Annotated in this window: 26 protein-coding genes; 18 read left to right on the top strand and 8 right to left on the bottom strand. The window is 67.3% G+C overall.

Features of this window, described 5'->3' with window-relative positions:
- The first annotated feature begins 262 nt into the window (after window positions 1-262).
- The 10 genes from M1K48_RS10090 to M1K48_RS10045 all read left to right on the top strand — a co-directional run bounded on the left by M1K48_RS10090 (window position 263) and on the right by M1K48_RS10045 (window position 6,341).
- Window positions 263-847 carry a Maf family nucleotide pyrophosphatase gene (locus M1K48_RS10090; protein ID WP_249454928.1) on the top strand — a complete coding sequence of 195 codons (585 nt, stop codon included), beginning with the start codon at window positions 263-265 and terminating at the stop codon, window positions 845-847.
- 23 nt (window positions 848-870) lie between these two features.
- Window positions 871-1,701, top strand: a complete 831-nt coding sequence (locus M1K48_RS10085) for a shikimate dehydrogenase family protein (protein ID WP_249454926.1) — start codon at window positions 871-873, stop codon at window positions 1,699-1,701.
- The gene (gene coaE, locus M1K48_RS10080) at window positions 1,698-2,291 is read left to right on the top strand and encodes a dephospho-CoA kinase (RefSeq protein WP_249454924.1); all 594 of its coding nucleotides are present in this window, start codon (window positions 1,698-1,700) and stop codon (window positions 2,289-2,291) included. Before M1K48_RS10085 ends, coaE begins: the two co-directional genes overlap by 4 nt.
- 7 nt (window positions 2,292-2,298) lie before the next feature.
- Window positions 2,299-3,003, top strand: a complete 705-nt coding sequence (gene dnaQ, locus M1K48_RS10075; RefSeq protein WP_249454922.1) for a DNA polymerase III subunit epsilon — start codon at window positions 2,299-2,301, stop codon at window positions 3,001-3,003.
- 25 nt (window positions 3,004-3,028) lie between these two features.
- Window positions 3,029-3,607 carry a ribosome hibernation-promoting factor, HPF/YfiA family gene (gene hpf, locus M1K48_RS10070; protein WP_249454921.1) on the top strand — a complete coding sequence of 193 codons (579 nt, stop codon included), beginning with the start codon at window positions 3,029-3,031 and terminating at the stop codon, window positions 3,605-3,607.
- A gap of 70 nt (window positions 3,608-3,677) precedes the next feature.
- Complete coding sequence (locus M1K48_RS10065) at window positions 3,678-4,142, top strand: PTS sugar transporter subunit IIA (protein WP_249454920.1); 465 nt, start codon at window positions 3,678-3,680, stop codon at window positions 4,140-4,142.
- A complete protein-coding gene (locus M1K48_RS10060) occupies window positions 4,123-4,605 on the top strand; it encodes a PaaI family thioesterase (RefSeq protein WP_249454918.1) in 483 nt (160 codons plus the stop codon). The genes M1K48_RS10065 and M1K48_RS10060 overlap by 20 nt, the downstream gene beginning before the upstream one ends.
- The gene (locus tag M1K48_RS10055; protein ID WP_249454916.1) at window positions 4,602-4,928 is read left to right on the top strand and encodes a DUF1491 family protein; all 327 of its coding nucleotides are present in this window, start codon (window positions 4,602-4,604) and stop codon (window positions 4,926-4,928) included. The genes M1K48_RS10060 and M1K48_RS10055 overlap by 4 nt, the downstream gene beginning before the upstream one ends.
- A 306-nt stretch (window positions 4,929-5,234) precedes the next feature.
- Complete coding sequence (locus M1K48_RS10050; RefSeq protein ID WP_249454915.1) at window positions 5,235-5,774, top strand: cell wall hydrolase; 540 nt, start codon at window positions 5,235-5,237, stop codon at window positions 5,772-5,774.
- A gap of 69 nt (window positions 5,775-5,843) precedes the next feature.
- A complete protein-coding gene (locus tag M1K48_RS10045; RefSeq protein WP_249454913.1) occupies window positions 5,844-6,341 on the top strand; it encodes an MmcB family DNA repair protein in 498 nt (165 codons plus the stop codon).
- Between the two features lie 11 nt (window positions 6,342-6,352).
- Here M1K48_RS10045 and M1K48_RS10040 read toward each other — a convergent pair whose 3' ends face one another.
- A complete protein-coding gene (locus tag M1K48_RS10040; RefSeq protein WP_249454911.1) occupies window positions 6,353-6,955 on the bottom strand; it encodes an ankyrin repeat domain-containing protein in 603 nt (200 codons plus the stop codon).
- 73 nt (window positions 6,956-7,028) lie between these two features.
- On the opposite strand from M1K48_RS10040, the gene M1K48_RS10035 reads away from it, so the two are divergent.
- Both M1K48_RS10035 and M1K48_RS10030 read left to right on the top strand, forming a co-directional pair.
- Window positions 7,029-7,478 (top strand): YcgN family cysteine cluster protein, encoded by a 450-nt coding sequence (locus M1K48_RS10035; RefSeq protein WP_249454907.1) that lies wholly within the window; start codon window positions 7,029-7,031, stop codon window positions 7,476-7,478.
- 28 nt (window positions 7,479-7,506) lie between these two features.
- On the top strand, window positions 7,507-8,160 hold the full coding sequence (locus M1K48_RS10030; RefSeq protein WP_249454906.1) for a M48 family metallopeptidase: 654 nt from the start codon (window positions 7,507-7,509) through the stop codon (window positions 8,158-8,160).
- On the opposite strand, the gene M1K48_RS10025 is transcribed toward M1K48_RS10030, so the two are convergent.
- Complete coding sequence (locus M1K48_RS10025; RefSeq protein WP_249505228.1) at window positions 8,110-10,191, bottom strand: transglycosylase domain-containing protein; 2,082 nt, start codon at window positions 10,189-10,191, stop codon at window positions 8,110-8,112. The genes M1K48_RS10030 and M1K48_RS10025 overlap by 51 nt on opposite strands.
- Window positions 10,192-10,361: 170 nt before the next feature.
- The gene (gene msrB, locus M1K48_RS10020) at window positions 10,362-10,775 is read right to left on the bottom strand and encodes a peptide-methionine (R)-S-oxide reductase MsrB (protein ID WP_249454904.1); all 414 of its coding nucleotides are present in this window, start codon (window positions 10,773-10,775) and stop codon (window positions 10,362-10,364) included.
- Between the two features lie 103 nt (window positions 10,776-10,878).
- Between msrB and M1K48_RS10015 the strand changes: the two genes are divergently transcribed.
- Together M1K48_RS10015 and M1K48_RS10010 are read left to right on the top strand one after the other, a co-directional pair.
- Window positions 10,879-11,400 (top strand): DUF4402 domain-containing protein, encoded by a 522-nt coding sequence (locus tag M1K48_RS10015; protein WP_249454902.1) that lies wholly within the window; start codon window positions 10,879-10,881, stop codon window positions 11,398-11,400.
- Entirely contained in the window at window positions 11,397-11,912 is a 516-nt protein-coding gene (locus M1K48_RS10010) for a DUF4402 domain-containing protein (protein ID WP_249454901.1), read from the top strand. Before M1K48_RS10015 ends, M1K48_RS10010 begins: the two co-directional genes overlap by 4 nt.
- Window positions 11,913-11,915: 3 nt before the next feature.
- Here the strand turns inward: M1K48_RS10010 and M1K48_RS10005 are convergent, their stop codons facing one another.
- Window positions 11,916-12,773, bottom strand: coding sequence for an SDR family oxidoreductase (locus M1K48_RS10005; protein WP_249454899.1), 858 nt, complete (start codon window positions 12,771-12,773; stop codon window positions 11,916-11,918).
- Window positions 12,774-12,781: 8 nt separating this feature from the next.
- On the bottom strand, window positions 12,782-13,030 hold the full coding sequence (locus M1K48_RS10000; protein WP_249454897.1) for a hypothetical protein: 249 nt from the start codon (window positions 13,028-13,030) through the stop codon (window positions 12,782-12,784).
- A gap of 113 nt (window positions 13,031-13,143) precedes the next feature.
- Here M1K48_RS10000 and M1K48_RS09995 point away from each other — a divergent pair, with 113 nt between their 5' ends.
- Together M1K48_RS09995 and M1K48_RS09990 are read left to right on the top strand one after the other, a co-directional pair.
- Entirely contained in the window at window positions 13,144-14,964 is a 1,821-nt protein-coding gene (locus tag M1K48_RS09995) for an ABCB family ABC transporter ATP-binding protein/permease (RefSeq protein WP_249454896.1), read from the top strand.
- A 356-nt stretch (window positions 14,965-15,320) separates the two neighbouring features.
- Window positions 15,321-15,710, top strand: coding sequence for a hypothetical protein (locus M1K48_RS09990; RefSeq protein WP_249454895.1), 390 nt, complete (start codon window positions 15,321-15,323; stop codon window positions 15,708-15,710).
- Window positions 15,711-15,769: 59 nt separating this feature from the next.
- Here M1K48_RS09990 and M1K48_RS09985 read toward each other — a convergent pair whose 3' ends face one another.
- Entirely contained in the window at window positions 15,770-17,275 is a 1,506-nt protein-coding gene (locus tag M1K48_RS09985; RefSeq protein ID WP_406697354.1) for an ATP-binding protein, read from the bottom strand.
- Between the two features lie 136 nt (window positions 17,276-17,411).
- On the opposite strand from M1K48_RS09985, the gene recQ reads away from it, so the two are divergent.
- Both recQ and M1K48_RS09975 read left to right on the top strand, forming a co-directional pair.
- Window positions 17,412-19,169, top strand: a complete 1,758-nt coding sequence (gene recQ / locus M1K48_RS09980; protein ID WP_249454892.1) for a DNA helicase RecQ — start codon at window positions 17,412-17,414, stop codon at window positions 19,167-19,169.
- A gap of 37 nt (window positions 19,170-19,206) precedes the next feature.
- Window positions 19,207-19,620 carry a TIGR01244 family sulfur transferase gene (locus M1K48_RS09975; protein WP_249454890.1) on the top strand — a complete coding sequence of 138 codons (414 nt, stop codon included), beginning with the start codon at window positions 19,207-19,209 and terminating at the stop codon, window positions 19,618-19,620.
- Here M1K48_RS09975 and M1K48_RS09970 read toward each other — a convergent pair.
- On the bottom strand, window positions 19,589-19,753 hold the full coding sequence (locus M1K48_RS09970; protein WP_249454888.1) for a putative signal transducing protein: 165 nt from the start codon (window positions 19,751-19,753) through the stop codon (window positions 19,589-19,591). The genes M1K48_RS09975 and M1K48_RS09970 overlap by 32 nt on opposite strands.
- 53 nt (window positions 19,754-19,806) lie before the next feature.
- Complete coding sequence (gene tldD, locus M1K48_RS09965) at window positions 19,807-21,228, bottom strand: metalloprotease TldD (protein ID WP_249454886.1); 1,422 nt, start codon at window positions 21,226-21,228, stop codon at window positions 19,807-19,809.
- Between the last annotated feature and the right edge of the window lie 44 nt (window positions 21,229-21,272).

Below are 21,272 nucleotides of genomic sequence, written 5' to 3'. Positions count from 1 at the left end.
GATGGCCGGCCGAACCTGGGGAATAAGCGGCCGTCCCACGGTTGCCAACAGGTGGCCGCAAACCGCCCTTCTCGCAAGACCGGCGAGTCGCGGCCGTTGATTCCCGTAATCCACAGCCTTGTGGATGACCTTTTCCACCGTGGATAATCGTCGTGGCGGAGTCTTACCGAACCCTTTGAAACGGATCCGGTTGGTCCATCCCCCGAGCCGCGCTAGGGGTTGAGGACGATTTCTCCACAGGAACGAACATGGAACTGGTGGCGTGACCCTGATCCTGGCCTCGACCTCGCCGATCCGCGGCACCCTGCTGGCCAATGCTGGGGTCGCCTATGCCGCCGAAGCGCCGGGCGTCGACGAGGCGGCGCTCAAGACCGGCTTCGCGGGCGACGATGCGGCGCTAACGGTGGCGCTGGGCGAGGCCAAGGCGATGGCGGTGTCGACGCGACGGCCAGATGCCTTGGTGATCGGAAGCGACAGCTTGGTCAGCATCGAGGGTCGCCGCTTCGACAAGCCGGCCGGGCGGGAGACCGCGGCCGAGCACCTGCGCTTCTTTTCGGGCAAGGTGATGGAGCTGACGAGCGCGGCGGTGCTGGTCGAGCGCGGTGAGAACGTCTGGAGCCACGCCGCGCGCGCCCGGCTGAAGGTCCGGCCGCTGAGCGAGGAGTTCATCGATAGCTATCTCGAGGCGGATTGGCCCGAGGTCAGCTATTGCGTCGGCGTGTTCCGGCTCGAAGGGCCAGGCGTGCAATTGTTCGAGAGTATCGATGGCGATCACTTCACCATCCTCGGCCTGCCCCTGCTGCCGCTGCTGGTCGCGCTGCGGCAGCGGGGCGTTCTGGCGTCATGACGGCAGGGGTGCCTTATGCGGAGGTGATCGGCGATCCGGTCAGCCACAGCAAGTCGCCGCTGATCCATCGCTTCTGGCTCGGCAAGCTGGGGCTTACCTACGATTATGGCACGACTCGCGTGAGCGCCGACCAGCTGCCTGCCTATCTTGAGCGACGGCGAGCCGATCCATTGTGGGCCGGCTGCAATGTCACCATGCCGCTCAAGGTCGAGGCGCTTGCGCACCTTGCTGAGGTGTCGCCCGAGGTCAGGTCAGTCGGCGCCACGAACACAATCACTCGTGTGGGGGAGGATGCCCGCCTGCGAGGGCATAATACGGACCTGCTGGGGGTGCGCGAGCCCTTGCAGGCGTGGCTTAAGGGCGAAGACTTCTTCACCGCAAGCGTGATCGGGACGGGTGGTGCTGCCGCCGCCGCTACCGTCGCGCTTCTGCAAGGCCCCGCTCCGAGCACGCTAGTCTCTTACGGACGGACCTACGACAGTGCGATTGCCTTTAGGCGGCGCTTTGACCCCGTGGATGCCGAACATCTTTCCGCGCCGATCAGCGACCTGTCACGGGCAGGGAAAGCGGGGGATCACCCTTCGCTGCTGGTCAATGCCTCTCCGCTCGGCATGCGTGGCCAACCTCCTCTGGTTGTCGACCTGAGCGAAATGGCGCCGGGATCAATCGTGTTCGACATGGTCTATGACCCGGTCGAGACCGATCTCATTCGACAGGCGCGGGATTGTGGCCTTGTCGCCCTCGACGGCCTGATCATGCTCGTCGCGCAGGCCGCCGCCGCGTTCGAACTCTTGTTCTGCGAGCCAGCCCCGCGCGAACATGATGCCGAGCTTCGGGAGTTGCTCACCGCATGAAGACCATCGCCCTCACCGGCTCCATCGGCATGGGCAAGTCGACCGTCGCGCAGATGTTCGCGGCGCGGGGCATTCCGGTGTTCGATGCCGACGCGACGGTGCGGCGCCTGCAGGGGCACGGCGGCAGGCTGGTGCCGGCGATCGAGGCGCGCTTTCCGGGGTCCACCCGCGATGGTGCCGTCGATCGGGAGGCGCTCGCCGCCGCCGTGCTCGGCAAGCCGGACGAACTGGCGGCGCTGGAGGCGATCGTCCACCCCGCCGTGCATCACGAACGGACCCGCTTCATCGTCGAGAACGGCGCTGCGCCCGCCCTGCTGTTCGACATTCCCCTGCTGTTTGAGACTGGCGGCGGCGCCGTGTTCGACCGGGTGATCGTGGTCACCGCGCCAGCCGAGTTGCAGCGCCAGCGCGTGCTCGCCAGGCCCGGGATGACCGCGGAAAAGCTCGACCACATCCTCGCCCGTCAGATGCCCGACGCCGAAAAGCGCGCCCGTGCCGACCATGTGATCGACACCTCGATCAGCCTTGCCGAAACCGACCGCCAAGTGGGTGCGATCCTCGCTGGACTGGGACTAGGCGACGGCGCATAGCGTCTTCATGCGCGAGATCGTGTTTGATACCGAAACCACCGGGGTCAATCCGGCCAGCGGCGACCGGATGGTCGAGATCGGCTGCGTCGAGCTGATCAACCGCTGCCCGACCGGCCGGGAATACCATGCCTATTTCAACCCGGAGCGCTCGATGCCGAGCGAGGCCGAGGCGGTGCACGGGCTCAGCGGCATCTTCCTGTCCGACAAGCCCCTGTTTGGCGCCAAGTGCGAGGAGCTGCTCGAGTTCATTGGCGATGCCCCACTGATCGCGCACAATGCCGGCTTCGACTTCGGCTTCCTCAATCACGAGCTGCAGCATTGCGGGCGCGATCCTGTCTGCCTCAGCCGGATGATCTGCACCCTGGTGCTGGCGCGTTCGAAGCATCCCGGTGCCAAGCACAGCCTCGATGCGCTGTGCAGCCGCTTCGGGGTCGACCGCACCGCACGGGTCAAGCATGGCGCGCTGCTCGATGCGCAGCTGCTGGCGCAGGTCTATGTCGAATTGACCGGAGGCCGCCAGATCGGCCTGTCGCTGCTCGCCGAAGCCCGCCGGGAGGACCAGGTCAACGAGGCGGCCGCCACGCTGGCCCGTGCCCAGCGTCCGATACGTCCCGTCCGAACTCACGCCGCCTCGCTTGAAGAGCTTGCGGCCCATGCCCAGTTCATCGCCAAGATGAAGGAGCCGCTCTGGGCCGCCGTCGGCACCGCCTGAGAGTCAACGACAAGGGAGAAGACGAATGGACATCAGGGTCTCAGGGCATCAGGTCGAGACCGGAGCCGCGCTCCAGACCCATGTCACCGATCGTCTCCAGGGACTGACCGACCGCTATTTCTCCCGCGCTACCGCCGCCAACGTGACCTTCGGCAAGGGCCCGCACGATCACGGCTTCACCTGCGACATCGTGGCGCCGGTGGTGAACGGCGTGGTGCTCAAGGCCAACGGCCGGGCGATGTCGGCGCAGCTTGCCTTCGAGGGCGCCGCCGACAAGATCGAGCGCCAGCTGAAGCGCTACAAGTCGCGGCTGCGCGATCGCAAGGGCGCCGAGGGCATGGGCGGCCCGGGCTATGACGACTCGGCCTCCTACACCATCTTCGCACCGCCCCCGACCGAAGAGGAGCCGGTCGCCGAACATCCGCCGGTGATCGCCGAAACCCGGGTCGACATCCCGACCAGCAGCGTGTCGGACGCGGTGATGATGCTCGACCTGCGCAACACCAATGCGCTGATGTTCAAGAACAGCGTCACCGGCGCGTACAACATGGTGTATCGCCGGGACGACGGCGGGATCGGCTGGGTCGAACCGCGGGAGCGCTAGACCGCCGACGCGCGTTGAGGCATCTGCCCGCTCAGTTTTTCCGGCGGGGGCATCAGAGTTTCTCTTCGACATGCAGCTTACGACTTTCCTCGACCTCGATTCCAATCGCCCGTCGCTGGCGGTGGCTAACAAGCGCGCTTTGTTCCAGGCGCTCGGCCAGATCGCCGGTCAGCGGCTGCAACTGGACGTCGCCGAACTGGTCGCCGCGCTGCTCGAACGGGAAAAGATCGGGACCACCGGCTTTGGCAACGGGGTGGCGATACCGCACGGCAAGGTCGCCGGTCTGCGCCGCATCTACGGGCTGGTCGCGCATCTTGCCGAACCGATCGACTACAAGGCGATCGACGGCGCGCCGGTCGACCTCGTCTTCCTGCTGCTGTCGCTGCCCGATGCCGGGGCCGAACATCTGAAGGCGCTGGCGGCGATCAGCCGGGTGGTGCGACACGCCCCGACTCTGGAGAAATTGCGTGGCGCGCGGTCGGGCGATGCCCTGACGGCCGTGCTCATGGGGGTCGATGAACCCTTTGCCGCCTGAGGCAGCGCCGAGCCCGCCAAGCGGCGCCGACGCGCATTATCGTGCGCTCGAGCAGCTTTACGCATCCGCGCCGATCAACCTGCTGTTCCGCTCGGCGCTGACGCTGGGCGACGCCGGGCGGTCGCAGATCGACTTCACGGTCGAGCCGTCGAGCTTCCATGCTGCCGGCGCGGCGCACGGCACACTCTACTTCAAGATGCTCGATGACGCGGCCTTCTACGCCGCCAACAGCTTGGTCAGCGACCGCTTCCTGCTGACCACCGCCTTCAACCTCCACTTCACCAAACCGCTGCGCGAAGGCCCGGCGATGGCCGAAGGGCGCTGGATCTCGGGCAGGCGGCGCGTGTTCGTGGCCGAAGCGCGGATCGTGGATTCGAGCGGCGAGGAATGCGCCCGCGGCACCGGCACCTTCCTCCGTTCGCACATCGCGCTGGCCGGGCTGGCGGGCTACGTCTCAGGATGAGTGAGCCGCGACTTGCCGCCGGGATAGAAGCCGCCGCCCTGCTCGCCCAAGCCCGCCATCTGGGTGGATTCGGAACCGTCCTGCGCCGCGGCGATGGTGAGCGCGGCAGCCTGATGATCGTCGTCGCCGAGCGCGGGGAAAGCCGGTTTCTCCTCCAGCGACTGCTTCAACGCAGCGGCGATTATGGCTGGGAATTGCAGTTAATCGCCGATTCGGACTCGCTGCGAGCTTCGCTTGCGAAGGCCAGTGATCGCGACCCCGATCTGTGGATGATTGAACTGGACGTCCCGTCGGCGGAACGATTCATCGCTGACATGACCTGAGTGCCTTGCATGTCGCGGCGAATGCGACGAACCGAGGAACAGTTCTTGAGCGGGGTGCTCGCCGGGCTGGTTCGATCCGCCTGGCAAGCCGCGCGAGACGGGGGATCAGCCCAGGCGACGTGACGCGGCCAATTTGGCCCGACCTAACGCGCGGACGGCTATCCACCGCACAAAGTTGGGTACTCAGTGGTTCGTCGTTTCGTCCTTTCGCTTGCTGCCGCCGCACTTGGCGCCTCCTCCGTAGCTCCCGCCCAGGTTCTTCCTGCGGCAGCCACCGACCGGGCCGTCGCAGCGGTAGCCCAGACGATGAACGAACCGCTTGTCACCACTCCTATTGCTAACGATCCGCTCGCTCCCGCCGTGGTTAGCAATAGCGAAGAGCCCGCCGTTCTGGCCGTCGAGCAGGAAGAGCCGGTGGCGATCGCCCGCGGCGCCAGCCTCAGCGAAACCGTTGCCAAGCTTCGTCGCAGCGATGCCGGCAGCCGCGAGCTCGAGTGCCTCGCCGCTGGCGTCTATTTCGAAAGCAAGAGCGAGCCGCTCGCCGGTCAGTTGGCCGTCGGCCAGGTCATCGCCAACCGCGCCGAAAGCCGCGGTCGCTTCCCGTCCAGCTATTGCGGTGTGCTGACCCAGCGCGGTCAGTTCAGCTTCGTCCGTGGCGGCCGCTGGCCCGCGGTCAACAAGAGCAGCCTGCAGTGGAAGAATGCCGTGGCGGTCGCCCGCATCGTTGCAGCCGACCTTCATGCCAGCAACGTCGGCAAGGCGCTGTTCTTCCACGCCCGCCGGGTCAGCCCGGGCTGGCGCCTGACGCGGGTCGCGTCGGTCGGTAATCACGTCTTCTATCGCTAAGCCGTTGAACTGCGGCGCGATGCCGCAGCGACGCTAGCCTTCGTTCCTGTCCTGTTCTAAGAATCGGGCGTGTCCACCGCGCCCGATTCCGTTCTTCCCGATTCATGTTTCCAGGATCTCGCCCCGGTCGCGATCGAAGTCGCCCGGGGCGTGACGCGGTTGTTCTGCCGCCGTGACCTGTTCGCCATCTGCGAAGTGCCGCTGCCCAACGGGCGCCGCGCCGACCTGATGGGGATCGATCCCAAGGGCAAGCTGACCATCGTCGAGATCAAGGTCAGCAAGGCCGACCTCACCGGCGACGCCAAGTGGACCGACTATCTCGATTATTGCGACCAGTTCTTCTGGGCGGTGCCGCCGGCCCTGGCCGGGCTGCTCGACGAGGATCGCTTCCTTCCGGCGACCGCCGGGGTGATCGTCGCCGACCGCTACGATGCGGCGGTGGTGCGCGATGCTCCCGAACGGCCGCTGGCGCCGGCGCGGCGCAAGGCCGAAATCCTGCGCTTCGCCCGCCGCGCCGCCCGCCGCCTCAGTGCCCAGATCGATCCCACCCTGGGGTGGGGCAGCTAGGCCCAGACCTTTTACAGTTTGGGACCGGCGATTATCTCGGGCTTCTTGGCCGCCTTGGCCATGTCCATCACCCGCAGCATTTCGGGCCCGCGGCTGTCCATCCTGGCATAGTCTCGCGCGCTGCGCCCGGTCGCATTATCGGTCCGGTCGGGATTGGCCCCGCGCTCGGCGAGTAGTTTGACGAGCGCGATGTTGCGCTGCTGGACGGCGATGATCAGCGGGGTCTCGCCGCGGCGGTTGGGCCGGTCGACCTGCGCGCCGCGCGAGATCAGGAAGTCCGCGCCTTCCGCGAACCCGATCCGCGCTGCCGCAAGCAGCGGGGTGTCTCCATTGCGGTTGACGATGTTCACGTCCGCGCCCTGCCCGGTCAGGAACCGCAGCCAGGTCAGGTCGCGTTGCCCGGTGACGATGTGCAGCGCGCTCTCACCGCGGTCGTCGCGATAGTTGAGCACGGTCGACCCTGGCTGCTGCACCAATTCGGTGGCCTTGTTCCCGTCGCGCTCGCGCACAGCCTGGAGGAAGCTGTAGCCCGGGCTCTGCGTCGTCTGCGCCGAAACCGGCATCGCCAGACACGCCAACAGCAGGGCTCCGATCGCTGCGCGCCGCTTGCTCATTGCTTTTCCCACCCGCGTTTCTGAAGGTAAATGCTTGAATGCGGGCGCTTAGCAGACCAAGTCTGCGTCGCCAATGAACAAGCCCACGCCCGAAACTGCCCGCTGGTGGGACAAGCCTCTCGCTGCGCTCGATGCGGGGCAGTGGGAAGCATTGTGCGACGGCTGTGGCCGCTGTTGCCTGCACAAGCTGGAAGATGCCGACACCGGCGAGCTGTACCCGACCAATGTCGCCTGCAAGCTGCTCGATCGCAAGAACGGGCGCTGCACCGATTACCTCAATCGCAAGAAATGGGTGACCGACTGCGTTCAGCTATCGAAGGACCGGCTGGAGGAGCTCGAATGGCTGCCCGGCACCTGCGCCTATCGGCTGCGGGCGTTCGGCGAACCGCTGCCCGACTGGCATTATCTCGAAAGCGGCAGCCGCGAGAGCGTGCACGGGGCAGGTATGTCTACCCGCGGATGGACGATCAGCGAGGTCGATGCGAACGAGCTCGAGTTCCACCTCGTCGACCGTGACCTCTGAGGATCCACGCCTACCGCTGCCGGTGAGGATGATGCGGCTGCGGCGCTCGCGGCGGCTGCGACTACGGGTCGATCACGAAGCGGGCGTCCTGAAGCTGACCATGCCGTGGCGGCAGTCGGCCAAGTCCGCGCTCGACTGGGTGGCGGGACAACGGCCGTGGATCGACCGGCAGCTGGCGGCAGCTCCGGCCGGTCTCCCGTTCAATGACGGCGCGATCATCCCGGTCGAGGGCGTGGAGCGGCGCATCGTCCATCAACCCGGCACTCGCCGCGGCGTCAGGCTGGAAGGCGAATCGCTGCTGGTCGGCGGTCCCGCCGAGAGCCTGCCCGGCGCGGTCGAGCGCTGGCTGCGCACCCTGGCGCGCGAGCGGTTGAGCCACACCACCGCTGCGGTCGCGGCGCAGGCGGGGGTGACGGTCCGCTCGGTCAGCGTCGGTGACCCGGTCAGCCGCTGGGGTAGCTGCTCGTCGTCCGGTGCGATTCGCTTCAGCTGGCGGCTGATCCTCGCTCCGCCCGAGGTGCTGCGCTTTGTCGTCACGCACGAGGTGGCGCACCGTCTGCACATGGATCATTCGCCAGCGTTCAAGGCGGCGGAGGAGCGGTTATTCGGTGGACCGGTCGCGGCCGCCCGTTCAGAATTGCGTCGTCTCAGTCCGTCCCTGCGAGCCGTCGGCCGGGGCTAGGGGCGGACGTTCCCCGCGCGGCACTGGCGGCGGGGTCGGCGCCGGCGCGGGGGTAGGCGCGCGGCGGTCGGGCGGAGGCTGCCCGAAGATGCGGTCCCCTTCGGTCGGCTCGCCGGGCTGGATCGGCTGCGTCACCGGCTGCTCGGTGATCGGCTCGGGCGCGAGCGGGTCCTCGACCGGAGCGGCGATCGGATTGCCATTCTCGTCGACCAGCTGCTCGAGTGGCATTTCCTCGTTGCCGAAGTAATTCTCCTCGCCTGGCTCGAGCTGCCAGTCTGGCATCGGCACTTCGGTCTGAAACTGCTCGACCGGACGATGGGCGACCGCGCGGACCATGAAGTCACGGAAGGCGCGGGCCGGGGCAGTGCCGCCCTGCAGACCCGAAATGGCCTTGGAATCGTCGCGTCCCATCCACACCCCGGTGGTGATCCCACTCGAAAACCCGATGAACCAGCCGTCGCGGTTGGACTGGGTGGTGCCTGTCTTGCCGGCGACCGGGCGGCCGATCTGTGCGGCGCGACCGGTTCCGCTCATCACTGCGGTCTGCAAGAGGTCGGTCATGCCCGCGGCAACCCAGGGCGCGACCAGGGTGCGTTCCTCGGACTGGCTGTGGCGATACAGCAGCCGTCCGTCGGCGCTGGTCACCCGCGTGATCGCATAAGGACTGACCGACACGCCGCGCGCCGCGACCGCGGCATAGGCGCGGGTCATGTCGATCAACCGCACGTCGGAAGTGCCGAGCACCATCGAGGGATAGGTCGACAGCGACGAGGTGATCCCGAACCGCCGCGCCATGTCGGCGATGGTGCCGAATCCGAGCTCGGCCCCGATCTTGGCGCTTATGGTGTTGATCGAGCGAGCAAACGCTTCGCGCAGGCTGACCGCGCCGAGGTGAGTGCGAGTCGAGTTGCGCGGACGCCAGCCTTCGATCTCGATCGGCTCGTCGACAACGGTGGTGGTCGGCTTCATCCCCGATTCGAGCGCGGCGAGGTAGACGAACAGCTTGAAGGCGGAGCCCGGCTGGCGCTGGGCCTGGGTCGCGCGATTGTAGATGCTGGACACATAATCGCGGCCGCCGACCAGCGCCCGGACCGCCCCGTCGCGGTCGAGCGCGACCAGCGCGCCCTGCGCACCCTGCGGAGTGTTGGCATTGATCGCCCGGTCGGCCGCGCCCTGCATGGTGGTGTCGAGCGTGGTCCACACCTCGATCGGCTCGCTGGTTTCATCGATCAGCGTGTCGAGCTGGGGCAGCGCCCAGTCGGTGAAGTAGCGCACGCTGTTCTGCTTGGTGCTCGGCTGGACAACGATCTGCGCGGGGTCGACGCTGGCCGCAACGTCGGCGGTGACGAAGCCGTTGCGGACCATCGAATCGAGCACCACGCTGGCTCGACCCTGCGCCGCCTCGACGTCGGCAGTCGGGCTGTAGTTGCTCGGCGCCTTGACCAGTCCGGCGATGATCGTCGCCTCGCCGAGGCTCAGGCGGCTCGCCGAATGGCCGAAGAAGGTGCGGCTGGCGGCATCGATGCCGTAGGCCCCACCGCCGAAGTAGACCCGATTGAGATACAGCTCGAGGATCTGGTTCTTCGAGAACTTGGCTTCCAGCGCGAGCGCCAGCACGCCTTCTCGCGCCTTGCGGCCAAAGGTCCGAGCGTTGGACAGGAAGATATTTCGCGCGAGCTGCTGGGTGATGGTTGAGCCACCCTGGCTGAATCGACCGGTCTCGAGGCGGACCTTGATCGAGCGCGCCATGCCGATCGGATCAACCCCCGGGTGGCTGCGGAAGCGCTTGTCCTCGACCGCGATCATCGCAGCGCGCATGTTTCCCGGAATCCGCGCATAGGGAATCCACTGGCCCAGATTGGGGCCGAGCTGAACCAGCAGCTTGCCGTCGGCGGAGCGGACCCGGATGTTCTGGCCCAGGTCGTCGCGGTTCGACAGGCTCTGGTAGGACGGCAATTGGGTGTAGGCGACCGCCACCGCGACACCCAGCGCGACGAGGCCGAGTAGTGCGGCGACTAGGCCCCATTTCATCAGCCTCACCAGCCAGCCTCCAACACCCAGCGACGGGGCGGCGGCAACCGATGCGGAACGAGAACGGACGGGCTGCCTGGCCATGAAGCCAAGGGGTTAGAGTCTAACGGGTGGGGCGGCAAGACTTGGCTGACGGCGCCAGGCTTTCGCACCGGCGCCGCGCCTCGTCTTCATTCCTCGGGCTTGAAGTCGAGGCTGGCCGAATTGATGCAATAGCGCAGGCCCTCTGGGCCAGGCCCATCGGGGAAGACATGGCCAAGGTGCCCCGCGCATTTGGCACAGCGGACCTCAACCCGGCGCATGCCGAGGCTGTTGTCCTCGATGTTGGATACCGCGCCTTCGTCGACCGGCGCGGTGAAGCTCGGCCAGCCGCTGCCACTGTCATATTTGGTGTCACTCTCGAACAACGGCGCACCGCAGCCGCCGCAGACATATTCGCCCGCCGCCTTGTTGCTGAGCAGTTCGCCGCTCCATGGGGCCTCGGTGCCGTGCTTGCGCAGAATCTGAAAGCGTTCGGGTCCGAGCTTCTCCAGCCACTCGCGGTCGTCGTGGGGCAGTTCGGAAGTGGTCGTCCGGTCGGTCATGCAGGCTCACTCCTTTGAGGGGAATGTGGGCATTCGGGGTGCCGCGACAATGGTTAGCGGCGCTTTTACCAAGCTTACACCATTTCGGTTCTATTGCGGTGCGATGCGCTGGACCTCGGCCTTCCTGTTCGCCTGCCTGCTCGCTTCGGCACCCGCCGCGGCCGAGCCGGCAGCGCCGTGCCGGCTGTGCGACGCCAGCGGCGGAGGACTGATCGCCTCGGCTCCTCAGGCCCTGCCGATGGCGCTCGAGGTCCAGACCAGCCTCGACTTCGACCGGGTGATCCTGACCGGGCCTGCCGGCGGCATCGCACGGCTTGGCGCCGACGGGTCGCGGGCGACCAGCGGCGCGCTTGCCGCGCTGACCGGACGGGCGATGATCGGCGAGGTGGTGATCCGCGGCGAGCCCGGCCGGCAGATCCGAGTCGACCTTCCCACCCGCATCGACCTGTTCGGCTTCGCCGGTGGCGCGCTGGCGATCACCCGCATCAGCAGCGACCTGCCGCTCATCCCGCGCCTCGACGGCGACGGCCGTCTGCGCGTGCGGTTCGGCGGCGAGCTGTTCGTCAGCGGCGATGCCGAGGGCGAGTATCGCGGCGACGTTCCCATCACGGTCGATTACCTGTGATCCGCCCCGCCCATCTCCTCGCCGCCTTCATCCTGGCGCTTGTTTCAACCCCGGCGGCTGCGCAGAGCGTGGGGACGACCGGGCCCAAGGCGACCGCCAGCGTCAACGTGATGAAGCCGTTGCAGTTGACGGCGCTGCGCAACCTGCAGTTCGGGACCGTGCTGGTCGGCACCTTCACCGGCACCCAGAACGTGGCGATCACGCCGACCGGACGGACTTGCGGCAGCGGCACCGGACTGACCTGTTCGGGAGTGTTCACCACCGCGCAATTCCGGCTGACGGGAAGCAACAACCAAGTGGCGCTGATCAGTTCGCCGACCCCGACGGTGACCATCACCAACGGCGCCGGAGCGACGCTGGCGCTGACCCTGACCTATCCCGCCAGCGTGACGATCGACAACAGCGGAAACCCCGGAAAGCTGTTCGAGGTCGGGGGGACGCTCGGCCTTACCTCGACAATGGCCGACGGCCTCTACACCGGCACAATCGACATTCAGGTCGCCTATCAGTGAGCCTCAGCTCTGGGTGGTGTTGCCGCCATCCGGATGGAGCACCTGGCCGGTCATGTAGCTGGCGTCGTCGCAGGCGAGGAACAGGAAGCTTGGCGCGACTTCGTTGGGCTGGCCGGGCCGTCCCATTGGGGTGTCCTTGCCGAATTCCGGCATCTTCTCGGGCGGCTGGCCGCCGAACGGGTTGAGCGGGGTCCAGATCGGGCCCGGCGCGACGCCGTTCACCCGGATGCCCTGCTCGACCAGATTCTTGGCGAGGCTGCGGGTGAAGGCGGTGATCGCGCCCTTGGTGGCCGAATAATCGAGCAGGATCGGCGCGCCCTTGTACATCGTCTCCGACGTGCAGTTCACGATCGCGGCGCCCTGCTTCAGGTGCGGCATGGCGGCCTGGACCATGAAGAACATCGAATAGATGTTGCTCTGGAAGGTCCGGCGCAGCTGCTCCTCGGTGATGTCCTCGATCTTCTCGTCGGGGTGCTGCTCCCCGGCATTGTTGATCAGGATGTCGAGCTTGCCGAAGCTGTCGACCACCTGCTGCACGGCCTTGAAGCAGAAGTCGCGGTCGCCGAGGTCGCCGGGGATGCAGATCGCTCGGCGGCCCTCGGCCTCGACGAACTTGCGGGTGTCGGCGGCATCCTCATGCTCGTTCAGGTAGAGGATGGCGACGTCGGCGCCTTCGCGGGCGAACAGCACGGCGACCGCGCGCCCAATCCCGCTGTCGCCGCCGGTGACGATCGCGACCTTGCCCTTGAGCCGCCCGGAACCCGGATAGCGCGGCTGCCATTCGGGCTTGGGATCGAGCTCATGCTCGTTGCCCGGAAGCCGCGACTCCTCGCGGGTCGGCGGATCGATCACGTCGGCCATCGGCCAGCTCAGCCTTGCTTGACGGCAGCGCTGCGCGGCGGCGCCGAGCGCTGGACGGCGGCCGGGCTCTTGGCGGTGCGGCACTTGGCGACGAGCGTCGGGAAATCGAAGTCGGTGCTGTCGGCGAGCACATTGCCGGTGGCGGCTTCGCACGACGCGGCGCTTTCGTAGCGCGCGGGCGCAACCGCAACCTGCTGGCAGGCGGCGCCGCCGTCGGCGCAGCCCAGGATGGCAATTACGTATGAAACCGGACCCATCTGCTTAACCCCGCAAGGTGACTTGCTAGTAGAACGGCGGAATAATCTTGGGGTTCCAGTCATTTCGGCTCCGCATTTGCGCCTTCCCTCGGGGGTCCCTACCTTGGAGGCCGATGCCCCCGCCCGTCACCGAACCTTCCACCGCCCGCGAGCCGAGCGGCTTCAAGGTGCTGCTGCGCTTCCTGCCCTTCCTGTGGCCGGAAGGGCGGCCGGCGCTGAAGCTGCGCGTGGTGGTCGCGTTCGTGATGGTGGTCGCGTCGATCACGCTAACCACCATCGTCCTGCCCAAGGCGTTTGGCGGTGCGGTCGACCGGATGACCGGCGGCAGCCCCGACGCGGCGTCGGTTGCGATCGCACTCGTCGCGGCCTTTGCGCTGGCGCGGTTCAGCGGAGTACTGCTGGACAATCTGCGCAACGGCATCTTCGAGACGGTCGGGCAGGAAGCGACCCGGCAATTGTCGGAGCAGACCTTTGCCCATCTCCATGGCCTGAGCCTGCGCTTCCACCTCGAGCGGCGGACCGGGGCGGTAACGAAGATCATCGAGCGGGGGTCGAAGAGCATCGACATCATGCTCTACTTCCTGCTGTTCAATCTTGCCCCGACGATCCTCCAGCTCGCCATCGTCGCGGTGCTGTTCTGGACCGAATTCGGACCGGGACTGGTCGCCGCGACCGGGGTGGCGGTCGTCGCCTACATCTGGTTCACCAAGGCGGTCACCGACTGGCGCGTGCGGCTGCGCGAGGAGTGGACCAGCCACGACACCGCAACGACGGCGCGCGCGGTCGACAGCCTGCTCAACTTCGAGACGGTGAAGTATTTCAACGCCGAGGAGCGGGAGCGCAAGCTCTACGGCAAGGCGGTCGAGAATCTGGCGCGCTCGACGGTCAAGATCGAGACCAGCCTGGCGGCGATGAACATCGGGCAGAGCCTGATCACCAACCTGCTGATGGGCGGGGCGATGGCCTATACCGTATGGGGGTGGAGCCGGGGCCAATTCAGCACCGGCGACCTGGTGGTGGTGAACGCGCTGCTGACCCAGCTCTTTCGGCCGCTCGACATGCTCGGCACGGTCTACCGGACCATCCGCCAGGGCCTGACCGACATGGACGAGATGTTCCGGCTGCTCGACACGCCGGAGGAAGTGACGGACATTGCCAACGCCCCCCCGCTCCACGTGGAACGCGGCCATGTCCGGTTCGAGGACGTCCGCTTCGGCTACGAGGACGGGCGCGAGATCTTGAAGGGCGTCACTCTCGAGGTGCCCGCCGGGCAGACGGTGGCGGTGGTCGGCCCGAGCGGCGCGGGCAAGTCGACCCTCGCCCGGCTGCTGTTCCGCTTCTACGATCCGCAGGGCGGAAGGATCACGATCGACGGGCAGGACATCGCGCGGGTCAAGCAGTCGTCGCTGCGCGCGGCGATCGGGATCGTGCCGCAGGATACGGTGCTGTTCAACGACACGCTCGGCTACAACATCGCCTATGGCCGTGACGAGGCGAGCGCCGAGGTGGTGGCCGAGGCAGCGACCGGCGCCGCGCTCGACGCCTTCGTCCGCGCGCTGCCCGACGGGTTCGAGTCGAGGGTCGGCGAGCGTGGGTTGAAGCTGTCGGGCGGCGAGAAGCAGCGCGTCGCGATCGCCCGCACCCTGGTCAAGAACCCGCCGATCCTGATCCTGGACGAAGCGACCAGCGCGCTCGACAGCCGGACCGAGGAAGCGATCCTCGATACGCTGCGCGGCGTTTCGACCGGCCGCACCACCATCACCATCGCCCACCGGCTGTCGACCGTGGTCGATGCGGACCGGATCGTGGTGCTCGCCGGCGGCCGGGTGGCGGAAGAAGGCAGCCACGCCGAGTTGCTCCGCCGCAACAGCCTCTACGCCGACATGTGGGCCCGCCAGCAGGCCGAGAGCGAGCAGGCCGAGGCGGCGGAGTAGTTCACACAAAGGTCACAGGTGGCGAAGTCTTCGAGCGGTGCGACTTTAGCCGCAAGAATGCAGGTTTTGCAGGCTTTCGGCACGGAAAGCGAAGGTCACACGGTGTGACCTACAGCCTGTTCGGCTGGCCTGAACATCTACAAGATCGACGAGGAAAAGAGCCTGGCAGCGAACCGCCATGGTGAGTTGAGCAAGCGAATTCCTACATTGCAAGTTTCAACTGAATGTCTGCTTTGGGTGGAAAGCGGACAATTACGCCAGCCTTTTTGAGGATCGCAAAAACATGTATGCCTGACATTCAGATGAGTGAGGGCCGATCAGCCATAGCAAAGGAGAGAGGCTTCGGAGCCGCCTACGTGGCAGTAGCTCTTTTTGTGTTTGCACCTTTGGCAGAACTTTTCAAAGTGCCGGTTTTTCCGCACCCCGAGCAAGTGGTCGACTCAAATTTCGTCCTGAATCTCACTCCCTTTTTCATCAGCGTGGTGACTCTGTTGCTGTACTCGAAGCGACAGCGCTTCTCTTTGCCGATACTCCTGACCTTTGCGGCAGGAGGGCTAATCTATCAGCTACTTCAGTGGCCTTGGGGAGAGTATATTCCTCATGGCGACGGAGTAGTTGTTCAGCGCGCGCTGAACTTTTCGTTCACGTCCGACGCGCTGTACGCTGCCGGTTACGGATTTCTGTTGGTTTCGGGGTTGACGCTTGTCGCCGCTAGCAGAAGCAAACCCGCAAAGAAGGCTGGTTGAGCCAAGGGCGCGAACAGGTTTGTTTATGTCTGCAATGGGTCGCAAGCAGACTTTCGCCCTCAGGCCGCCGCCGTGCTCCATCCCAGCCGGGGAATGGCGATGCTGCGTTTGCCGCTGAGGTCGGTGCGGGTGACGATGAGGTCGCGGCTTTCGATGTAGCTCAGCAGTCGGCGGGCGCGGCCGAGACTGGCGGTGCCGTAGCTGAGGGCGATCGCCTCGTCCGAGGGGGTCGGCTGCCGGTCGCGGGCGGCGCGGGCGAGGAGCAGGAACGGGCCGAGCATGTCCTCGGGCAGGTCGCGCGCCGCCTCGAGCGCCGGTTGCCAGTCTGGGTCCTCGGTAAAGATGCCGGCGCGGGCCATTGCCAGGCGGCGGGCGAAGGCCGGGAGGTCGAGCGGGGCGGGCGCGACCCCAGCCATGCGCAGGCGGACGGTGAAGTCCTGGAACAGCACCGCGGCGGAGCGGCCACTGGAATCGCTGTCGGTGACCATTGCCCCAAGGACGGTGGCGACCGCGTCGGCCTGTTCTTCGTCGGACTTGGCCGGAAGGGTCGGGGCCCGCGGGGTCTGCTTGGCGGCGAGTTGCTCGAGCAGGGTCTCGGAGGCTGGCGCGGCCGGTGTCTTGGGGGGAGGCGGCGGAAGGTCGAAGTCGAGGCTCGGCTGGAACAGCAGCCCCTGCAGATCCTCGGGCGCGGTGGCGGCCGGGAGGGGGACGAGCTTGGGGCTCATCGAGCGAGCGCGGGTCTCGACCTCGCCGATCGCCACCGACAGCGGGCGGCGTGAGATGGCGGGGCCGAGCGCGAGGAAGGTGCCGCGCGGCAGGTCGCGGATCGCTTCGGCTTGCCGCCGCTCCATGCCGAGCAGGTCGGCAGCGCGGGCCATGTCAATGTCGAGGAAGGTCCGGCCCATCAGGAAGTTCGACGCTTCGGCGGCGACGTTCTTGGCAAGCTTGGCGAGGCGCTGGGTAGCGATGATCCCGGCTAGGCCACGTTTGCGGCCGCGGCACATCAGATTGGTCATCGCTGACAGCGAGGCGCGGCGGACGTCCTCGGCCACCTCGCCGCCGCCGGCGGGGGCGAATAGCTGCGCTTCGTCGACCACCACCAGTGCGGGATACCAATGATCGCGCGGCGCCTCGAACAGCGCCGAGAGGAAGGCCGCGGCGCAGCGCATCTGGCCTTCGGCCTCGAGGCCCTCGAGGCTGAGCACGACCGAGGCGCGATGCTCGCGGATGCGGGCGGCGGCTCGGGCGATCTCCTTCTGGTCATGCTCGGAGGCTTCGATCGCGAGGTGGCCGTAGGGGCCGGCGAGGGTGACGAAATCGCCTTCGGGATCGATGATGATCTGCTGCACCTGCCCCGCGCTCTTTTCGAGCAGCCGGCGCAGCAGGTGCGACTTGCCCGACCCCGAATTGCCCTGGACGAGCAGGCGGGTGGCAAGCAGTTCTTCGAGATCGATGGTGATGGGCTGGCCTTGTGGAGACAGGCCCATGTCGACGGCGACGGTCATTGGTGGTTGTTCAACTCTGTCCGGCGCCCTTCGACTGCGCGCCTGTGGCGCTCCGCTCAGGACGAACGAGGTGGAAGGCCGATTTCCTGAAGCTCGTTCGTGCTGAGCGAAGTCGAAGCACGCTCCGCCACGTTTGACCGCCGCCGGGCGGCAATACAAGGTTGCGTGGCTCGGATCCCGCCGCCAAGGCCCGCCTGTGACCGACCCGCATCAGCTTTTGAAACAAGTATTTGGCTTCGACCACTTCCGCGGGGTGCAGGAGCAGGTGGTCGGCCGCGTGCTGGACGGACGCCATACGCTGGCGATCATGCCGACCGGTGCGGGCAAGTCGCTCTGCTACCAGCTGCCCTCGCTGGCGCTGGAGGGGACGGCGCTGGTGATCAGCCCGCTGATCGCGCTGATGCACGACCAGATCCGCTCGGCCGAGGCGCTGGGGATCAAGGCGGCGGCGCTGACCAGTGCCGACGACCGCGAGGCGGTGGTGCGGCGGTTGCTCGGCGGCGAGCTCGACCTCCTCTACGTCGCGCCCGAGCGGGCCAATGGCGAGGGCTTCCGGCGGCTGATCGACCGGGTGCCGCTGTCGATGATCGCGATCGACGAGGCGCATTGCGTCAGCGAGTGGGGGCATGACTTCCGCCCCGATTATCGCCTGCTGCGCGGGCTGCTCGACGATCATGCCGAACTGCCGCGGCTGGCGCTGACCGCCACCGCCGATCCGCGCACCCGCGCCGACATATTGGTCCAGCTCGGCATCCCCGAGGACGGGCTGATCGTGTCCGGCTTCGACCGGCCCAACATTCGCTATCACATCCGCGACCGTGACAGCGGTGGGCGGCAGATACTGGCGCTGCTGGCCGAGCGGCCGGGTCCGGCCATCGTCTACGCCCCGAGCCGGCGCGAAACTGAGAGCCTGGCTGCGCAGATCGCCGCCAGCGGGCGCCCGGCGCTCCCCTATCATGCCGGGCTCGATGCGTCGGTGCGCGCCGCCAACCAGGCCGCGTTCGTCGCATCGGAAGAAATGGTGATGGCGGCGACGATCGCGTTCGGGATGGGGATCGACAAGCCCGACGTCAGGACGGTGATCCACGCCGGCACGCCCAAGTCGATCGAAGCCTATTATCAGGAAACCGGCCGCGCCGGGCGCGACGGGGAGCCGGCCGAGGCGCATCTGTTGTGGGCGGCCAAGGACTTTGCGCTCGCCCGGCAGCGGATCGAGGAAGTGCCAGCCGAGCGCCAAGGCGAGGAGCGCAATCGACTGGCCAGCCTGGCCGCGTTCGTGGAGTCCACCGCCTGCCGCCGTGCCATCCTGCTGCGCCATTTCGGCGAGGACCCGCCCGAGCAGTGCGGCAATTGCGACAATTGCCTCAATCCGCCGGCGACGGTGGAGGTGACCGAAGTCGCCCGCAAATTGCTGTCGGCCGCCTTCCGAACCGAGATGCGGTTCGGGGTCGGGCATCTGGTCGACGTGCTAGCGGGCAAAGAAACCGACAAGGTGTTCTCCAATAACCATCACCAGTTGAGCGTGTTCGGCATTTGCACCGCCGACGAATTGGCGATGGTCCAGCCGGTTGCCCGCGCCCTGATCGCTCGCGATGCGCTGCGGGCCGACGCTTATGGCGGCCTCAGCTTCGGGCCGGGCGCGCGCGGGATCCTCAAAGGTGGCGAAGAAGTGCGAATCGCGCTGCCGCCGCCCAAGAAGCCGCGCCGCCGCCGGGGCGAGGTCGCCGACGGCCCGGCAGATCCCCTGTTCGATGCGCTGCGCGAGGAGCGGCGCCGGCTGGCCAAGGAAAGCGCAGTGCCGCCCTATGTCGTCTTCCACGATTCGACCCTGCGCGAGATTGCGGCGGCGCGACCGGGATCGCTGGCCGAGCTCGGCCGCGTGCAGGGCGTCGGCGCGGCCAAGCTGGAACGCTATGGCGAGGCAATGCTGGGCGTGGTGCGCAGTCACGGCTAAGGTGGGCCACGGCCCGCCATGGAAAAGGAAGCCAGGAATGACCGAGTTCAAGCCGCTCGACGAGCATACCCTGGTGTCGGGCCAGATCAGCATCGCCGATCTGGAGGAAGCGCGGCGTCATGGCGTCACCATGATCGTCAACAATCGCCCCGACGGCGAGGACCCCGGCCAGCCGACCAGTGCCGAGATCGAGGCGGCGGCGGAGGCGGCGGGGATTGATTATCGCCATATCCCGATCGCCCGCGGCATGGGCCCGGCGCAGATCGAGGAGATGGTCTCGGCGCGCAGCGAACTCGGCGATGGAAAGATGCTGGCCTATTGCCGTTCGGGCATGCGCTCGACGCTGGCCTGGGCGGTAGCCTGCCGCGAAGAAGGCGTGCCGCGCGAGGAGCTGGAGGAAAAGGCGCACGGCGCCGGCTTCAGCCTGGCGGCAGTAGATCACCTTCTGTGAGGATCGCGCGGGCGTCCGCGCTGTCTTCGTCGAGCGCCATCAGTCGGACCGGCATCAGCGCGCCGACGCCAAGGTAGCTGTGCACTTCGGCATCGAACAGGATGCTGTCGATCCCGTGGCTCTCCAGCAGCATCCGCGCCAGGTCGGCCTCGACCCGGGTGGTGAAGCGCGCGAGCTCGACCAGGCTCAGGCGGTGCCGCCCACGGTAAGGCCCTCGATCAACAGGGTCGGCTGACCGACGCCCGCCGGCACGCTCTGCCCGCCCTTGCCGCAGATGCCGACGCCTTCGTCGAGTTCGAGGTCGTTGCCGATGCCCTTGACCCGGGTCAGCACGGTCGGCCCGTCGCCGATCAGGGTCGCGCCCTTCAACGGCTCGGCCAGCTTGCCGCCGCGGATGCGATAGGCCTCGGTGCAGGAGAAGACGAACTTGCCGCTGGTGATGTCGACCTGTCCGCCACCGAAACTCTTGGCGTAGATGCCGTCCTTGACCCGGACCAGCAGCTCGGCCGGATCGTCGCTACCACCGAGCATGAAGGTGTTGGTCATCCGCGGCATCGGCGCGTGGGCGAAGCTTTCGCGACGGCCGTTGCCGGTCGGGGCGACCCCCATCAGCCGGGCGTTGAGCCGGTCCTGCAGGTAGCCGACCAGGATCCCGTCCTCGATCAGGGTGGTGCGGCCGGTCGGGGTGCCCTCGTCGTCGATCGACAGGCTTCCGCGCCGTTCGTGCATCGCGCCATCGTCGACCACGGTGACGCCGGGCGCCGCGACGCGGGTGCCGAGCCGGCCGGAGAAGGCGCTCTGGCCCTTGCGGTTGAAGTCGCCTTCCAGCGTATGGCCGACCGCTTCGTGCAGCAGGACGCCGGGCCAGCCGGGGCCGCAGACCACGGTCAGCTCGCCCGCCGGCGCGGCGACGGCATCGAGGTTCACCAGCGCCTGGTCGAGCGCGATGTCGATCGCCCGGTTCCAGGTCGCGGGATCGAACAGGCGGTTCATGTCGTAGCGCCCGCCGACCCCGTGGAAGCCGGTTTCGCGGCGGCCTTCCTTTTCGGCGACGATCGAGACGTTGAGCCGGACCAGCGGGCGGATGTCGGTGGCGACGAAGCCGTCGGCGCGGACGATCTCGACCACCGACCAGCTCGCCTGCAGGCCGACGCTGACCTGGACCACCTTCGGATCGCGGGCGCGGGCGGCGGCGTCGATCGTCTGGCACAGGGCGACCTTGTCGGCGAAGGGCAGGGCGCCGAGCGGATCCTCGCTGCCATATTGGGCGCGGTTGGTGCGCGGCGGTGCCGCGGTCGGGCGGCCACCGGGGGTCAGCAGGCGCAAGGTCTCGGCGGCGCGGTCGATGGCGGCGGCGCTCAATTCGTTGGCATGGGCAAAGGCGGTCGCCTCGCCGCTGACCCCGCGCAGGCCGAAACCCTGGCCGACATGATAATCGGCGGTCTTGAGCCGCCCGTCGTCGAACCCGAACGCCTCGCTTCGGCGATACTGGAGGTAGAGCTCGCCGTCGTCGTGCGCCGAAAGGTGGCGGGAGGCGAGGCGGCGGGCCTCGTCGGGATCGAGGCCGGCAGAGTAGAGGAAGCGGCGCGGGTCGGTGAGTTCAGTCATCCCCTGACATATAGGCTCGGCAAGCGCCGCGACCAACAGCTTGC

It is taken from the genome of Sphingomonas glaciei (assembly GCF_023380025.1).
In the GTDB taxonomy this organism is placed as follows: domain Bacteria; phylum Pseudomonadota; class Alphaproteobacteria; order Sphingomonadales; family Sphingomonadaceae; genus Sphingomicrobium; species Sphingomicrobium glaciei.
The sequence above is the reverse complement of the archived record's forward strand: the minus strand, read 5'-3'. Positions and strand labels throughout refer to the sequence as shown.

Coding starts and splice junctions, on each gene's coding strand:
- M1K48_RS10055 (WP_249454916.1), top strand. CDS start 4,602: ATGAGTGAGCCGCGACTTGCCGCCGGGATAGAAGCCGCCGCCCTGCTC.
- M1K48_RS10025 (WP_249505228.1), bottom strand. CDS start 10,191: ATGAAATGGGGCCTAGTCGCCGCACTACTCGGCCTCGTCGCGCTGGGT.
- M1K48_RS10005 (WP_249454899.1), bottom strand. CDS start 12,773: ATGGCCGACGTGATCGATCCGCCGACCCGCGAGGAGTCGCGGCTTCCG.
- hpf (WP_249454921.1), top strand. CDS start 3,029: ATGGACATCAGGGTCTCAGGGCATCAGGTCGAGACCGGAGCCGCGCTC.
- M1K48_RS10015 (WP_249454902.1), top strand. CDS start 10,879: ATGCGCTGGACCTCGGCCTTCCTGTTCGCCTGCCTGCTCGCTTCGGCA.
- M1K48_RS09975 (WP_249454890.1), top strand. CDS start 19,207: ATGACCGAGTTCAAGCCGCTCGACGAGCATACCCTGGTGTCGGGCCAG.
- msrB (WP_249454904.1), bottom strand. CDS start 10,775: ATGACCGACCGGACGACCACTTCCGAACTGCCCCACGACGACCGCGAG.
- M1K48_RS10065 (WP_249454920.1), top strand. CDS start 3,678: ATGCAGCTTACGACTTTCCTCGACCTCGATTCCAATCGCCCGTCGCTG.
- M1K48_RS09970 (WP_249454888.1), bottom strand. CDS start 19,753: ATGCTGCTGGAGAGCCACGGGATCGACAGCATCCTGTTCGATGCCGAA.
- M1K48_RS10060 (WP_249454918.1), top strand. CDS start 4,123: ATGAACCCTTTGCCGCCTGAGGCAGCGCCGAGCCCGCCAAGCGGCGCC.
- M1K48_RS10050 (WP_249454915.1), top strand. CDS start 5,235: ATGAACGAACCGCTTGTCACCACTCCTATTGCTAACGATCCGCTCGCT.
- M1K48_RS09995 (WP_249454896.1), top strand. CDS start 13,144: ATGCCCCCGCCCGTCACCGAACCTTCCACCGCCCGCGAGCCGAGCGGC.
- coaE (WP_249454924.1), top strand. CDS start 1,698: ATGAAGACCATCGCCCTCACCGGCTCCATCGGCATGGGCAAGTCGACC.
- tldD (WP_249454886.1), bottom strand. CDS start 21,228: ATGACTGAACTCACCGACCCGCGCCGCTTCCTCTACTCTGCCGGCCTC.
- M1K48_RS10030 (WP_249454906.1), top strand. CDS start 7,507: ATGATGCGGCTGCGGCGCTCGCGGCGGCTGCGACTACGGGTCGATCAC.
- M1K48_RS10035 (WP_249454907.1), top strand. CDS start 7,029: ATGAACAAGCCCACGCCCGAAACTGCCCGCTGGTGGGACAAGCCTCTC.
- dnaQ (WP_249454922.1), top strand. CDS start 2,299: ATGCGCGAGATCGTGTTTGATACCGAAACCACCGGGGTCAATCCGGCC.
- M1K48_RS10000 (WP_249454897.1), bottom strand. CDS start 13,030: ATGGGTCCGGTTTCATACGTAATTGCCATCCTGGGCTGCGCCGACGGC.
- M1K48_RS10040 (WP_249454911.1), bottom strand. CDS start 6,955: ATGAGCAAGCGGCGCGCAGCGATCGGAGCCCTGCTGTTGGCGTGTCTG.